Annotated in this window: 12 protein-coding genes and 1 pseudogene; 8 read left to right on the forward strand and 5 right to left on the reverse strand. The window is 41.6% G+C overall.

The window, feature by feature from the left end:
* Nucleotides 1-18 precede the first annotated feature (18 nt).
* On the reverse strand, nt 19-1,629 hold the full coding sequence (locus BMZ78_RS05195) for a recombinase family protein (protein WP_425263914.1): 1,611 nt from the start codon (nt 1,627-1,629) through the stop codon (nt 19-21).
* 22 nt (nt 1,630-1,651) lie between these two features.
* Between BMZ78_RS05195 and BMZ78_RS05200 the strand changes: the two genes are divergently transcribed.
* The 4 genes from BMZ78_RS05200 (at nt 1,652) to BMZ78_RS05215 (ending at nt 7,663) form a co-directional block, all read left to right on the forward strand.
* Nucleotides 1,652-1,861 carry a hypothetical protein gene (locus BMZ78_RS05200; protein ID WP_093228541.1) on the forward strand — a complete coding sequence of 70 codons (210 nt, stop codon included), beginning with the start codon at nt 1,652-1,654 and terminating at the stop codon, nt 1,859-1,861.
* A gap of 462 nt (nt 1,862-2,323) precedes the next feature.
* Nucleotides 2,324-4,180 (forward strand): TerB N-terminal domain-containing protein, encoded by a 1,857-nt coding sequence (locus tag BMZ78_RS05205; RefSeq protein ID WP_139203266.1) that lies wholly within the window; start codon nt 2,324-2,326, stop codon nt 4,178-4,180.
* A gap of 18 nt (nt 4,181-4,198) precedes the next feature.
* Nucleotides 4,199-5,524 (forward strand): ATP-binding protein, encoded by a 1,326-nt coding sequence (locus BMZ78_RS05210; RefSeq protein ID WP_093228544.1) that lies wholly within the window; start codon nt 4,199-4,201, stop codon nt 5,522-5,524.
* A gap of 3 nt (nt 5,525-5,527) precedes the next feature.
* Nucleotides 5,528-7,663 carry a DEAD/DEAH box helicase gene (locus BMZ78_RS05215; protein WP_093228546.1) on the forward strand — a complete coding sequence of 712 codons (2,136 nt, stop codon included), beginning with the start codon at nt 5,528-5,530 and terminating at the stop codon, nt 7,661-7,663.
* 261 nt (nt 7,664-7,924) lie between these two features.
* Here BMZ78_RS05215 and cotJC read toward each other — a convergent pair.
* From cotJC to BMZ78_RS05230, 3 genes and pseudogenes are all read right to left on the reverse strand, one after another.
* Nucleotides 7,925-8,161: pseudogene (cotJC, locus tag BMZ78_RS05220) on the reverse strand (spore coat protein CotJC); the annotation flags it as partial.
* 19 nt (nt 8,162-8,180) lie between these two features.
* Nucleotides 8,181-8,444 (reverse strand): spore coat protein CotJB, encoded by a 264-nt coding sequence (locus BMZ78_RS05225; protein WP_093228547.1) that lies wholly within the window; start codon nt 8,442-8,444, stop codon nt 8,181-8,183.
* Nucleotides 8,437-8,694, reverse strand: coding sequence for a spore coat associated protein CotJA (locus tag BMZ78_RS05230; protein WP_245739743.1), 258 nt, complete (start codon nt 8,692-8,694; stop codon nt 8,437-8,439). Before BMZ78_RS05230 ends, BMZ78_RS05225 begins: the two co-directional genes overlap by 8 nt.
* Nucleotides 8,695-8,852: 158 nt before the next feature.
* On the opposite strand from BMZ78_RS05230, the gene BMZ78_RS05235 reads away from it, so the two are divergent.
* From BMZ78_RS05235 to BMZ78_RS05250, 4 genes are all read left to right on the forward strand, one after another.
* Nucleotides 8,853-9,074 carry an alpha/beta-type small acid-soluble spore protein gene (locus tag BMZ78_RS05235; RefSeq protein ID WP_093228549.1) on the forward strand — a complete coding sequence of 74 codons (222 nt, stop codon included), beginning with the start codon at nt 8,853-8,855 and terminating at the stop codon, nt 9,072-9,074.
* A 373-nt stretch (nt 9,075-9,447) separates the two neighbouring features.
* Nucleotides 9,448-11,007 carry an acetate--CoA ligase gene (locus BMZ78_RS05240; RefSeq protein WP_093228550.1) on the forward strand — a complete coding sequence of 520 codons (1,560 nt, stop codon included), beginning with the start codon at nt 9,448-9,450 and terminating at the stop codon, nt 11,005-11,007.
* A 140-nt stretch (nt 11,008-11,147) separates the two neighbouring features.
* Nucleotides 11,148-11,675: a hypothetical protein gene (locus BMZ78_RS05245; RefSeq protein WP_093228552.1), complete on the forward strand. Its 528-nt coding sequence runs from the start codon at nt 11,148-11,150 to the stop codon at nt 11,673-11,675.
* Nucleotides 11,676-12,050: 375 nt separating this feature from the next.
* The gene (locus BMZ78_RS05250; protein ID WP_175482305.1) at nt 12,051-13,145 is read left to right on the forward strand and encodes a S8 family peptidase; all 1,095 of its coding nucleotides are present in this window, start codon (nt 12,051-12,053) and stop codon (nt 13,143-13,145) included.
* On the opposite strand, the gene BMZ78_RS05255 is transcribed toward BMZ78_RS05250, so the two are convergent.
* A complete protein-coding gene (locus BMZ78_RS05255; RefSeq protein ID WP_093228555.1) occupies nt 13,137-14,414 on the reverse strand; it encodes a S8 family peptidase in 1,278 nt (425 codons plus the stop codon). The two genes, BMZ78_RS05250 and BMZ78_RS05255, sit on opposite strands and share 9 nt — an antisense overlap.
* Nucleotides 14,415-14,428: the final 14 nt, after the last annotated feature.

Raw genomic sequence — 14,428 nt, forward strand, 5'->3', positions numbered from 1 at the left:
AAATGTAAAATAAAACTCTTATACTTTTGTATGAATAGTCAAAGTAAATTCGTCGTTCTTTTGATGTTTTTCTTTTATGTAGATGCACTTATCAATAACCGTTTTCAGGAGAATGTTTTTTTGTTCGGCTGTGTCCAATTGATGGTATACTTCTAAAACATGTTCCACTTGGGGAATAATTCTCATTCGAGCATTCATTTTTTCTTGCTCATAATTTAGGTCATGGATGGCTTTTTCAAGACTTTCTCTGGCATTTGCCAAACGCTTTGCGATGTTTTGGGATCGATCGAGAAATGTTTCTTCATCATATATTCCTCGTTCGAGTAAATCATGTAATCGTTGTTTTTGTTTTTGGAGGCTTCTGATTTCTTCCTGGATGCTTTTTATGGTCATTTGATAAACCTCTATTTTTGAACTTTGTGATACCAGATCATTGGGATCAAAACGCAACTTATATTGCTTTAACCAATCTTCTAACGATTCAAGGATACGTTTTTCAATGTGTTCTAAGCGACTACTTTTGTTACAGTTTCCGCCTTTTCCCTTATTGTCGCATATTAAATGTGGTAATTTATTTTTTCGATTTGATCGCTTTAGTACCATTGTAGCGTCACAAATTCCGCAAATGACCAAGCCAGCCAAAGGATTTTGAAGTGTAGTATTTGGTTTCCAGCGTGGATGCCTTTTTTTCTGTCTAATTTCCTGAGCTTTCTGGAAAATTTCTTCGGAAATAATAGACTCATGTTTACCATCTACAATCGTCTGCTCTCCTTCTGGTCGCATTCGTGCATCTACACCTTTGTTTGGGTCTGAGGATTTAATTCTCTTTACTTTTCCCCAGGCGATTTTCCCGATATAAACGGGATTGCGCAGGATTTGAAGTACTACGTTATTCGACCAATCTCCACCATAATATGAAGGGATACCAAGTTCATTTAACTTTTTTGCAATGTTAGTCGTTCCCATTCGTTCATTTGGATCTTCTGAGGTATACCACTCAAAGATCATTTTTACTACAGGAGCCTGTTCCGGATCTGGGACAAGAGTAATACTTCCATCTTCTTTTTTAGTCTTTTGATATCCGTAAGGTGGACGAGCCCCGACATAGTTCCCGTCTTTTACTGATCGGAGACGTCCGCTTTGTAATCGGCGCTTGATTATCTTAAACTCTTTACGTGCCATAAATGCTTCAAATTCGCTGTATTCTTCATCGAATTCATTTTCCAGGTCGTAGACCTTTCTGGGAGTGATAATCTTGGTTTTGGAACGTTTAAATGTGTCCAGGATATACCCTTGATCTTGCATGTTACCACGGCCAAGACGGTCCATGTCCATTACGAGAACAGCGTCATAAAGGCCTTGCTCGACTTCCTCCAGTAGCTTTATCATTTCTGGACGGTGGATAATACTTTCACCGGAGATGATTTCTTGATATATCTTTACGATATTTAGATTTTGTTGTTTGGCTACCTCAAGCAACGTTTTTTTGTGCTTTGCCAATGTCTCAGCTTCACCACGTGCTTCAGCCTCTAGATCAGCACGGCTTTTACGTAAATACATGGCTACTCTTTTCAAAATTGATCCCTCCTCATCTAAAATAATATGATTGTCCGTTAAGTTTTCCTGCATATCATCTAAACGAGGTGATTCCATGCAGGGCGAGAGAGGGGAAATATCTTATGATAAAACTTATCATATCGGGGGAACCACTATTCACATTGTGGCTCCAAAGATTTCAGAGGAGGAGAAAGAGAAGCGATTAAAGGAAATTGCCCGGGTTATTATGATGCTTTTGGAATTGTCTGAGGGGTCATCGGGTTTACATGTAGAGGTTAAGAAAGATACTGAGAATAATAAATAAAGAAAAAGCTGATGATTCGAGCAGTGGATCACGGCTTTTTTATATGAAGTCTTTTTTCACCTATGACAAATAAGTCATCAATATTTTACCTATCACTGTCTCGCCGTGCTAAGTAGATGAGCAGAGAAGGACTGCTATTCGGAGATTTCGATAAATTATTATTTGGATTATTGTCTTATTTTTAAAATTTTTTAGTCTTTATTGCTTGGCAAGATGCAACAAGGCTTTTTTTGTTTAGCCAGTGTTTCACCCTCTCCCTGTACTTTGGATTCTAGATCAGCATGACTTACGAAGATAAATAAAAACTTTATCAATATAAGTAATCACCTTAGTAATTTTAGAAAGATCTATTTTTTAGATTGATGTCGATTAAGTTGATGATTCAAATCCTTTTTAGGAGAAGATATAATTTAGTAATAGATATGATACATATTATTCAGAATCAAGGAGGTTTTGCCCGGCTTGAGAAGAAAAACAAAGAAAACGGCCTATTTACTTGCCCTGTTTTTGGGTTGGGCCGGGGGGCACCACTTTTATCTCAATCATACCATTCGAGGCTTCTTGTACCTCCTGTTTTTTTGGACTTACATCCCTTTCATTTTAACCTTCATCGATCTTCTATTTATTTCCCAATGGGTGGATCGGGCCAATCGCCGGTTTGAAACGGATATAGCCTCGGTTCAGCAGGGTGAAGAACGGAATCCAAACCGCGAACAGGTTTCAATAACCGTTTCTGTGACAACAAACCAAGAAACAGAAAAGGTGAAGAATCCGATTCAACCGCGGGTTAGCAACAACCTCTGGTATGACGAAGAGTCTGTGATTTTGCCGAAATACCGCCATTTGAGGACACCTGAATCCATATTGAAATCTCTCAGAAGGTTGGAGAGATCAAATACCCAACTGATCGGGGATTCCTGGCGGTACAGGAATGAAACCAGAACCCATGCGGTTCATGAGTCATTGTTTGCTTACTGGACAACTTATAGGGATCTGAACCAGAAGCAAAAGGAATGGTATTTCTATTGGAGAGCACAAGCTCTTCAACAAAACTATCTGGAAACAGGTTTGAGTTATATCATTCTTTTTACCTATGAACTGATCAATTTCAGCTTCAATGAAAATGCCGCTTTTAACGTCAGCATGCTGGCGCGCTTGCGGGACGCTTATAAGGAAAAGGAACCAAGAGTATGTAGTTACTTGGATCATTGGATTCCTGATCTTCTGTTGGAATTGGATGAACATGAACTGGCAACAGAGTGGATGCAACAATCGGACGATGACCCGCTCTATCAATATTTGAAAGAACATCAGAACGACCTGTCGAGGGTTTCGATTACAAAGCTGAATTCGTTGTTAAACAAAAGAAAATCGGAGTTTTTCAAGAAACATAAAAACAAAATTTACAATACTTTCAAGGAACTCCTGGTATTCCTGAATGAATTGTACGCACGACAGAATTTGGACTTGATAGAAAAATGGATGCCTGCGCGAACGCGGAAAGACAGAAGGTATCTGTACACTTCCGCAGTACTTGATCGGGAACCCGAAAATCGTGAACGTTTGATTAAAGTCAAAGAGAGAATTCCTTCTGAGCTGATGATCTATCAATTGAACCAATTGCTTCGACTGGCTGAGAACCTTATCAGAGAGCGGTTGGGAGAAAAAAGAAAAGTGAAAGTTGATCATTCCGTGTTTCCGGAAGGATTCGTGGAACAAGCCAAGGAGTGGGTGGAATTCAGATGGATGGAACCGAGAGTCAAAGATAGAGGCCGATTTGTAAAGGTAAAAAGCAAGGACTCCATGAGTACGCATCCCATCCCTGAACAACCGGTGGAAGTAGCTGAGGAGAATAAGCAACCCGAAGTGGTCATCGATTTCATGCGAGTGAAACAGCTAAAGGATGAAAGCGATGAACTGATTGATATTTTTGAACAATATCGGGACGACACGGAAGAGACTCTGCAATCGCCGGTCGAAGTGACAACGGATACTCTAACTTCTGGTGCTGATCAACAAACCGGACAGATAACGGAAGAAGAATGGTCACCATTTGGTGAACCAGATGTTCATGGTGACATCGAGTCTTTGTGGAATCGCCTGAGTGAAACGGAAAAAGAATGGATCAGGCTTTTCAGGGATGGCCGGCTTTCTGTTGTGGAAGCAGCTCAGTTCCTTAAAAGCCGCAGTTTCATGTTAGGTGTTTTCCTGAACGACCTGAATGAAAAGGCGATGGAGACATTGGGGGACGTCCTGGTGGAGCAAGACGGGGATTATCTGGTAATAAACGAGGAATTTTCAGAAATCATCCATACCTGATGACGGGAGGTAAATGTAATGAATATCCGCAAGAAGGATTCCACGGCCATCCTGAACGCATTATACGGAGGGGTTGTTCCGAACCGAGGTCTCGAATACATCATTGTCGGACGCAAGGAAGAATCCAGACAAATTCTCGCTGATCTGGAAAGCGTGAAGGAAGGCGCTTCCATTATCAAGCTTTTCATTGGACCGTACGGAAGCGGCAAGACCTTCATTCAGGCATTGATCAAACAGATCGCTTACCGGCAAAAGTTTGTCGTGGCACAGGCGGATTTCGCTCCGGATCGCCGGTTGTACGGTTCCGAGCGGAAGGCTGTATCAACCTATAATGAACTGATGAAAAACCTATCGATTGCCACGGTGCAGGATGGTAACGCATTGCCCACTATCCTTGAAAAATGGATCAGTGAAGTGCAAGCCAAAGTTGCACAATCCAAGGGCTACCAGTCTGTTTCTTACGATGACCCTGCTTTTGTTAAAGACATAAAAAACGAGATTTATGAGACTGTCACCAAGATGGACGAGTTGACGGGTGGCTTTGATTTTGCGCAGGTTATTATCCGGTATTTTGAAGGTTTCATTCAGGATGACAGCTATCTCCAGCGCTCCGCGCTCCGCTGGCTCCGAGGGGAATATCAGACGAAAACAGAAGCACGCCAAGATCTGGGGGTCAGGAGCAGCATCGATGACAACAACTACTACGAATACATCAAAGTCATGGCTCATTTCGTGCGGCAGATCGGGTATTCCGGATTGGTTGTCAATCTGGATGAGGCCATCAACCTATATAAGATCGATCACAAGCAGTCCCGTGAGAAAAACTTTGAGGTCATTCTCAAAATTTTCAACGACACCTTGCAAGGCAGTTTGGGCGGCCTTTACATTACCATCGGGGGCACGCCTGAATTTCTGGAGGATGAACGCAGGGGGCTCTTCAGCTATCCGGCGCTCAAGAGCCGTTTGGTGACAAACCGTTTTGAGACATCTGCGTTCCGGGATCTCTCTCAACCTGTGATCAAATTGTCTCCGCTGAAAGCGGATGAACTGTTTGTGCTCCTTGACAAGATCAAAGCGATTCATGCCGTTCATTACGGTTACCAGTCCAATGTTACCGACAAAGAGATTGAAGGGTTCATTCGGAAAGCCTATTCCCGCCCAGGAGCGGATGAAAATTTGACTGCTCGCGAAATCGTGCGGGATTTTATCGCCGTCTTGAACATTCTTTATCAGAATCCTGTATTTAACCGTGAAGAAGCTTTTGGCGCGCCGGTACAGACGAGTGAACAAAAACAAAGGGAAACAGCCGACAAGTTTTCACGTTTTCAAAGAATGGGAGGTTAAAGTGTGAGTAGCTCGTTTTACCTGCTCTCGAAAAATCTTCAGAAAAAAATTTGGGATATGAAGTGGGAGAGCTTTACCCCCATTCAGGAGAAAGCGATTCCCGTCATCATTCAGACGGACCGGGATGTCATCATTTCCTCAGGGACCGCTTCGGGAAAAACCGAGGCGGCTTTTTTGCCCATCCTAACCCTGATTGAACAGGATGGAAAGGAATCGCTCAGCGTATTGTATATCTCTCCATTGAAAGCACTCATCAACAACCAGTTTGAACGCATGGAGAAGTTGCTGGAACATTGCGGGATTGCCATTCACCGATGGCATGGCGATGTCGGACAGAGCAAAAAAAAGAAGTTTCTGAAAGCTCCGGGCGGAATTCTTCAAATCACACCGGAGTCGATCGAAAGTCTGTTTCTCAATCGCACCGAAATGCTGAAAACACTGATGAAGCGGCTCCGGTTTATCGTGATCGACGAGATTCATTCGTTTATGGGAACAGCGCGTGGCGTTCAACTTCAGTCACTGATTTCCCGCATTCTAAGTTACTCGGAATCAAGGCCAAGAATCGTCGGACTTTCCGCAACCATTGACAACTTTGACTTCATACGGAAATGGGTGAATCCCGAACATCCGGAAAATGTGGAAGTGCTGAAACAGGATGGCAGTGACAAGGAGCTGTTTTATAGCCTCATGCATTTTCCAAAAAACGGTTGGAAAAATCCAATTGAGCTATATGAAGACATGCGGGATTTGACCAAAGAACACCATGCGATCGTGTTTTGTAACAGCCGGACAGAAGTGGAAGAGGCCACGGTCATGCTCAACCGATTGGCGCTAAAAGACGGGATCCAGGAGCAATACTATGCACATCATTCCTCGATCAACAAGGCAGAGCGTGAACATGTGGAAAAGGAAATGGCAACTTCAACCACACCCAAGACGGTGGTGGCTACCAGTTCGCTCGAATTGGGGATCGATATCGGCAAAATTGATTTGGTAGTCCAGCTGGATAGCACGTATACCGTTTCTTCTCTGAAACAGCGGTTGGGACGCTCGGGAAGGAAACGGGGAGCTGATCAGTACCTTCAACTGTACACCACATACAAAGATTCCTTGTTGCAGGCTCTTGCGGTCATGGATCTCCATTTGGAGAATTGGGTTGAGCCGGCCGAGGGATACCGGGTTCCTTATGATGTGCTATTTCACCAGATCCTTTCCATGAGTCATGAAAATAATGGGATGACATATGATGCACTGATCCGAACTATCATGGAAAATGCGGCTTTCCGAGAACTGAATTCAGACAGGGTGGATTTGCTGATCCGTCATATGTTGGAAAAGGAGCATCTTGAAAAAATAAAGGGAAGCGGAGAGCTGATTGTTGGATTGGAAGGGGAGAGGATCATGCGGAGCAAGGAATTTTACTCCGTGTTCCAAACCCCTGAAGAATGGGAAGTGCTATATGACGTCCGAAAGATTGGTACCCTGGATCGTACTTATATTGTTGAGCCTGGGAACAACGTGATTCTTGCCGGAAAGCTGTGGAAGGTCTTCGAAGTGGACGAGAGGCGAAACAAAGTATATGTAAAACCTGCTACAGACGGCAAACCACCCAAGTTTTCAGGCGGACCTCAGAAGCTTCACCCTAGGATTGCAGAGAAAGCTCATGAAATTCTCTGTGCAAACAATGATTTTTCCTATATCAATGAAACGGCAGCCCAAGTTTTGGATGAGCTTCGACACCCCTATAACTTTCACTCCGTTTCTCCGGATCAAAGGATCATCTGGGAATCGAGGGAAACCTTTGTGATAGAGTTGTTTTCCGGAACAAGAATCAATCAAACGATTGCCTGGATGTTTCGAGCTTGCGGACTAAACACTTCAAGGCTGGATGGATTTGGCAGAGTCTCGGTTTCCAAAACCCGCCCCATTATGGAAGTGCTGGAAGAAATCAAAGCCTCTAAATGGAAAGAAACCGGTTTACTACCTTTCGTAATGGAAGGCGAATGGTTTACTTCCAAGTTCACTCCCTACTTGCCGGAAGAATTGAAATGGGAAATGCATTGGGAGAATGAAATGGAGATCCAGGGAGCGCTTGAATTTCTGAACACGAAGGAATTTGTGCTGATCAGGAATGAATAGGGGATTTCTTTAATGTCTAGAGGCATACTATGGAGGAAGGACTGTCCTTTCTTGAGGGTGTAGCATTCCTCTCGCCATTATAGAGTAGGACTGAGTGAGATCGGCAAATTCTTATATTTGAACAGTATGTCACATTTAATGATCGGTTATCTGTATCATGAAAATATCACCAAAATTGAAGCCATCTTATCAGAAGGTGGCTTTAATTTTTGGTGATAAATTGATTATTCGACTCATAAGATAATGTATCCATAATACACATGTTAATTTATAAACCATAGTGGCAATCATTTCTAAATGGGCGAATTCTTCTGTACCAATATCTGTAAGTAATCCCTTTACTTTGTCAGGCAGGGTGTAACGCTGGTTTAAGTAACGTAAGGCGGCAGCAAGTTCTCCGTCAGCCCCACCGTATTGTTCGATAAGAAACTTGGCTAATCTGGGATTACATTTGCTTACACGGACAGGATATTGAAGTTTCTTCTCATAAATCCACACTTCTGTTATCACTCCTTTCTTATATTTCCCAAGGCCAGGGCCCTTCACTCCAACCACACGGATACTGATTAAAACTGTGTCCAAAATGAGTAAGTGGACCGTATTTTGTTTCATACTGATAACGTAGTTTATTTCGTTTTCTAGCATAATAATTGTATTGTTCTAGAGCTTGGGGATCATTTGGATGTGTGTCCAAATATAGATTGAGTTCAATCAAGACAAAATCGATCTCCTGCAGATTACGGAGCATTTCAGCCTGCGCTACACGTTGATCCTTACTCATATTTTTCACCTTTCCCTTTGTAGGGACTAAATAAAATGGGCCATAAGGTACCATGGTACAGGGCTTGGGATGGTGGATATTGCGGTAGATTGGGTGGCTGGAATCCTAGAAATTGATTAGGAGGGACAACATAAGTTTTGGCGCAGATGGGTGGACATGGATCATAAGGACTAATATAGGGATACCAAATGCGTTCCTGATCAACATAGGGGTTCGGACGCATACTTGAGAGCTGGTTGGCCAAATGCATCTACTCCTTCCCATAGGGATTTGGATCGTTTTATGTGTATGCGGAGAAATGTATGTCTTATGTTGATAATTTAAGGAGTTATAACCAGAATTTCACATACATGATCAAAACAAAAAGACACATGATAATATCAACAAGCGGCAAGGAGGTGAATGCAGATGCCACAACAACAAAACCGTGAACGTAACACAAACCAATTGCTTGTACCTGGTGCCGAGCAAGCTCTCGACCAACTGAAATATGAGATCGCACAAGAATTCGGTGTAACGCTTGGTCCCGACACTACTTCTCGTGCAAATGGTTCGGTTGGAGGAGAAATCACCAAACGTCTGGTTGCTATAGCTGAGCAACAATTAGGCGGTAACTTCAGTCAGTTTTAATGATTGATCTACTGTAAGCAGTAGCCAAAAGGCTACTGCTTACTTTTATGCTGTTTACAGCGAAAAGAACAAGATATTTACCAGCATACATATCCAGGTACTTTTTCATTTGGATTAGTTGAGTTCACCTGAAGTCTGAATTCATGCAACTAAAGTATGATAGTATTCATTTTTTTATAATCAATATATTATTTTCTGGAAGGTAAATGTAGATTTGATATGGAATGTAATATAAATGGAAGATGTACTAAAAATGTATCCTGCCATTGTAATTTGGGTTTCTGTCGAGTTCGCATGAATGGTAAAGCAAAACACAACCTATCAAATGTTGTGGCAGATTCCATCACTTTGACAGAAATGGGGAGGGGATAGTATGAAATTTTACAATATGGCGCAAGATGTAGATCGACATGCGCAAACAAATAAGGTAGCGATCCGTTGGCTCAATGACAAAGGGGAAAGAAGAACAGTCACGTACAAAGAATTAAAGGAAAAATCAGATCAATTAGCAAAAGGGTTGATTGAGAGAGGATTTCAACTGGGAGATCGCATGATGATCTTATTACCTCGTATCCCCGAAGCATATATCGCTTATTTAGCCTGTTTAAAAGCAGGGTTAGTGATTGTACCTGGTTCTGAGATGCTTCAGGCCGGTGATATTCAATATCGTTTAAAGCATGCAGAGATTAAAGGTGTTATTGCTTATGAAAGCTTGGTTGAAAGAGTGGAGCGGGCTGCACAAGGTCTTGAGTGTGTAACCCATCGATTTGTCCAAGGAGAGAAGAAAGGAGATTGGATTAAATTAGAAGAAGTGCAAGGCAAGGCTTCTACCTCTCTCCCCCAAACGAAAGAGGATGATATTGCCTTTATTGCTTATACTTCGGGAACAACAGGAGGTCCTAAAGGGGCTATTCATCATCATAGCTGGGCGATTGCTCATCAAAAGGTGGCGACGAAACAGTGGCTGGATATTCGTGAGGATGATGTCGTTTGGGCTACAGCTGGTCCTGGATGGGCGAAATGGGTATGGTCACCTTTTATGTCCACATTGGGAGCAGGAGCCACTGCTTTTGTATACCATGGTTCTTTTCAACCTGAAAAATATTTAACTCTATTGCAAGATGAACGGATTAATGTATTGTGTTGTACACCAACGGAATACCGTATGATGGCGAAAACAGATCATCTCGAACGATTTAACCTATCTCATTTACGTAGTGCAGTTAGTGCGGGTGAGCCGTTAAATCGGGAAGTGTTGGATACGTTTAAAAAATATTTCGGCGTACAAGTGCGTGATGGATATGGGCAAACAGAGAATACATTGTTAGTTGGAACATTAAAAGATATGGAAATTCGTCCTGGGTCGATGGGAAAACCTGTTCCTCTGCATCGAGTGGCTTTAATTGATGATGACGGGAATCCGGTACCAGTTGGTAAGGTAGGTCATATTGCTGTTCATCGTGATTCACCTGCGTTGTTTAAGGGATATTATCGGGATGAAGAACGAACTCGTGCAGCTTATATCGGAGATTGGTACATCACTGGGGACTTGGCGAAACAGGATGAAGATGGATATTTTTGGTTCGAAGGACGCTCAGATGATATTATTATCAGTTCAGGTTATACGATTGGACCATTTGAAGTGGAAGATGCTTTGGTTAAGCATCCCAGTGTGAAAGAAAGTGCAGTTGTTGCCAGTCCGGATCCTATAAGAGGTTCCATTGTAAAAGCGTTTGTTGTATTAAAAGAGCAGGTTTCTTCTTCAGAGGATTTGATTAAAGAATTACAGGAACATGTGAAAGCGATTACAGCCCCATACAAATATCCGCGTGAAATCGAATTTGTTGATTCACTGCCCAAGACAACAAGTGGAAAAATTCGACGTGTAGAATTAAGACAGTTGGAAAAAGAAAGAAAATCCAAGCAGGTATGAGTCAACCATACCGTAAAAGAGAAACATAGAGAGCCAGCCCGAAGCGATGATTAAGGAACTTCTGCTTCTCTCTCCCTTGAATGATCGCTGCTCCTTGGTTATAATTGATTCGATTTCCATCGGATGAAGGAGCTAAGAAGATGCGTGTATTTTCACATGGCTGCAATATCAATTTTTCAGAGTCAACCAGAGAAATGTTTGCACCTGATTTAAATAAGATTATTCAACAGTATATCAAAGATTCGGATTCCGTATTATTTGGCATGATCCATCTGGAGGAAGAAGCTTTATATGTATTTGGTCGGGCCCAGCAGGTTGTGATCGATGAACCAAATAATCGCTTTGCGGTTACTTATATGCAAATGGAAAAACCCCTTACTGAGAACATCGAACTACCTTTTGAAAACCTGGAGATTAGTCATGAAGCGATTTTCGATGTAATTGATGAGCAAAAGGGGCAAGTACAATATCGAGTGATTTATGTATCGTTTTGGGATGAAGGTGAGAAAAAAGAAAGAACCTATTTCTTTGCTGATGAACACCTTGTTTCCAATCCGCTGGAATGTGTAGCAGCTTTTTGGGAACAGGTGACAGATGTAGGCAGAGATGTCGATTTCAACATGACAGGTTGTACAGCCCATGATCGCAGATCTCATCTGAAACCATAGAATATGCACATTTGAAGATGTTAACAAACGGCTTAAGTCAATAATTTCTATAGGTAGAAGCATTCAGGCTTCTGCCTTTTTTTTTATTTTTAGGTAAATAACGAGTGCAATATGCCAATCCATTCATACAAGTAAAGATATAAAAAAAGAAATGAAGTGCCTCTTTGCAAAAGATTTTGTGATCTTTTCAATCGGTTGTTGGGATGCTCAATCATGAAGGAAAAGTGAGTGGATGGAATAATGGATGTGATCAGTACGTATATCTCCTGGAATTGAGCCATTGTATTCATCTGGGGCTTTTAATAAGGAGAAGGAAGAAGAAGCAGCTGGTAAATGATGACTGTGAATAGTAATGATGGGAGTGGAGTAGATCCTATGATTCATATAAATAAATATCTCTCCAGAAATCGGAAAGAAAGACCCATTCGTCGTATTTTCTGTTTAAAACAGGGTAGCCATTTTAAACGTTGTCTGAATGAAATGTTGAGCTTGGGCATTCGGCCAGTTAAATATTTAGCCCATTTAAGAATGGTGGTTGGCGAATATATCCCTCATCATTCCAATCATTGGGAAGCTCATCCTGATGTGGAATATATGGAACCAGATCTGCAGATTAAGATTACCGAACCATATTTGGGAAGTATTACGTCATTTCAGCCAACACTTCCTTGGGGTGTGAAGCGAATTCAAGCTCCAAACGTATGGAAAATCACACAAGGCAAAAATGTTCGTATTGCTGTCGTTGATACAGGGATCTATAGTGAACATCCTGCAGTGAAGAACAATTACAAGGGGGGAATTAATGTTATTTCCCCATATTTTCCACCTCATGATTATAATGGTCATGGAACACACGTTGCAGGTATTATTGCCGGAATGGCCTCAGAACTTGGAGTCATAGGGGTAGCACCTCGAGCTCATATTTATGCTGTAAAAGCTTTTAATCGGAAAGGAAATGCCAATTTGTCTGATTTACTTACAGCCATTAACTGGTGTATTGAAAATAAAATGCAAATTATCAATATGAGCTTTGGCATGGATAAGATGAGCGATGTATTTCGTTTGGCCATTCAAACAGCTCATCAAAAAGGCATTGTGATGGTAGCTGCAGCTGGAAATCGAGGTTTAGCTACACAGATTGACTATCCAGCTCGATATCCAGAGACCATCGGGGTTACATCAATTGGAAATAATGATCGGATTTCGGTTTTTAGCAATCGTGGCAAGGGAATTGATTTGGCTGCTCCAGGCGAAAAAATTCCATCAAGTTGGTTAAATAATTCAGTACGGGAGATGAGTGGAACTTCTATGGCTGTACCGCATGTAGTGGGAGTTGCTGCATTATTGCTTTTTATGAGACATCAATTGAACCCAGAGCAGATTCGCTATTTATTAACAAAATCTTCGAAAAAAATAGATGGGGAAATTGGAATCGTGAATGCTTACCAAGCTGTACGTTTATTAAAGTAATGATTGATAGGAGCGAAAAGCGTCAACTAATCCTTTTCCTTGGGCGTTATTTGAATCTTTTAAAGCATATGCGTGATTTAATAAAATCTGTTTTACTTTGTCGGGGGAAAGTTCTGGATTTTTGGTTAATAAGGTGGAGACAATGCCAGCAACCATGGGAGTTGCCATAGAAGTGCCAGATAGAGAAAAATAATGTGAACCCACTTGATTATCAATCATCGTGATATCCAGATAGGATCCTTTGCTTCGTAGAGAAATAATATTGCTTCCAGGGGCAACTATATCTGGTTTCATATAACCATCTACTGTAGGGCCACGACTCGAGAATGAGGCGACGTAGTCATCTTCACGGGAGAGTGTTCGGTTTGTATCGACTGCTCCAACCGTAATAATCGTGGGATCAATGCCAGGACTTGAAATCGTTTTTTCATTTGGTCCGTTATTGCCAGCAGCTGCAGTAACAACAATGCCATTTTGCCAAGCTTTTTGCACAATTTGACAAACAGGATCATCTTGATAGGAATCAGCGCTTTCTGTACCTAAAGATAAAGAAATGACGCGAATATTATATTTTTGGCGATGTTCAATACACCAATCGATTCCAGCAATGACATCAGATAAATATCCCTCGCCAAATTTACCTAACACTTTTACACCCACAAGTAAAGCTTTTGGAGCTGTTCCTTTGTATTTTCCATCAGACATGCTACCATCGCCAGCAGCACATCCAGCACAATGGGTGCCATGACCATTATCATCATAAGGCTCATGTTTTTGATTCACGAAATCGTGGAAAGCGATAATGCGCGATTGAATGTCAGGGTGCGGAGCGATTCCTGTATCAATAATGGCAATTGTTGCTCCTTCGCCCTGATTATCTTGGGGCCAGATCAAGTGAGCTTGAGTAGTTGGAGTGGCTATATCCAGGCAAATTTTGACTTTGCAATCCAAATAAATTTTTTTAATGCCTTTCATGGTTAGTAGTTGTTGGAGTGAAAGAATCGACAAAGGTAAGGAGAAAGCATGAATATTTTTAATATAATTTTTGACAGGATACCCTACTTTCGTTAAGGGGTTGTGAAGGGAAGTAAATGGCTGCACATAATTTTCATCCCATTGGACTAAGACGGGAACATTTAAGATCTTTAAACGTTTTTGAATCCAGGTCTGAGGAAGATATTTCAAACCGGTGAGTCGTTCTGTTAGATGGAATCGCAGTCTTTGATCAAGGAGAGCTTGATTTTCGTTGATCCAATTCACATCTACCATATCTCTTTCTCCTT

This window comes from Thermoflavimicrobium dichotomicum (genome assembly GCF_900114055.1).
In the GTDB taxonomy this organism is placed as follows: Bacteria; Bacillota; Bacilli; order Thermoactinomycetales; family Thermoactinomycetaceae; genus Thermoflavimicrobium; species Thermoflavimicrobium dichotomicum.

What these genes read in the sequence shown, in the direction of transcription:
- BMZ78_RS05195 (WP_425263914.1), bottom strand. Translation starts at nt 1,629, where the DNA reads ATGCAGGAAAACTTAACGGACAATCATATTATTTTAGATGAGGAGGGA.
- BMZ78_RS05200 (WP_093228541.1), top strand. Translation starts at nt 1,652, where the DNA reads ATGCAGGGCGAGAGAGGGGAAATATCTTATGATAAAACTTATCATATC.
- BMZ78_RS05210 (WP_093228544.1), top strand. Translation starts at nt 4,199, where the DNA reads ATGAATATCCGCAAGAAGGATTCCACGGCCATCCTGAACGCATTATAC.
- BMZ78_RS05225 (WP_093228547.1), bottom strand. Translation starts at nt 8,444, where the DNA reads ATGAGTAAGGATCAACGTGTAGCGCAGGCTGAAATGCTCCGTAATCTG.
- BMZ78_RS05230 (WP_245739743.1), bottom strand. Translation starts at nt 8,694, where the DNA reads ATGCATTTGGCCAACCAGCTCTCAAGTATGCGTCCGAACCCCTATGTT.
- BMZ78_RS05235 (WP_093228549.1), top strand. Translation starts at nt 8,853, where the DNA reads ATGCCACAACAACAAAACCGTGAACGTAACACAAACCAATTGCTTGTA.
- BMZ78_RS05240 (WP_093228550.1), top strand. Translation starts at nt 9,448, where the DNA reads ATGAAATTTTACAATATGGCGCAAGATGTAGATCGACATGCGCAAACA.
- BMZ78_RS05245 (WP_093228552.1), top strand. Translation starts at nt 11,148, where the DNA reads ATGCGTGTATTTTCACATGGCTGCAATATCAATTTTTCAGAGTCAACC.
- BMZ78_RS05250 (WP_175482305.1), top strand. Translation starts at nt 12,051, where the DNA reads ATGATTCATATAAATAAATATCTCTCCAGAAATCGGAAAGAAAGACCC.
- BMZ78_RS05255 (WP_093228555.1), bottom strand. Translation starts at nt 14,414, where the DNA reads ATGGTAGATGTGAATTGGATCAACGAAAATCAAGCTCTCCTTGATCAA.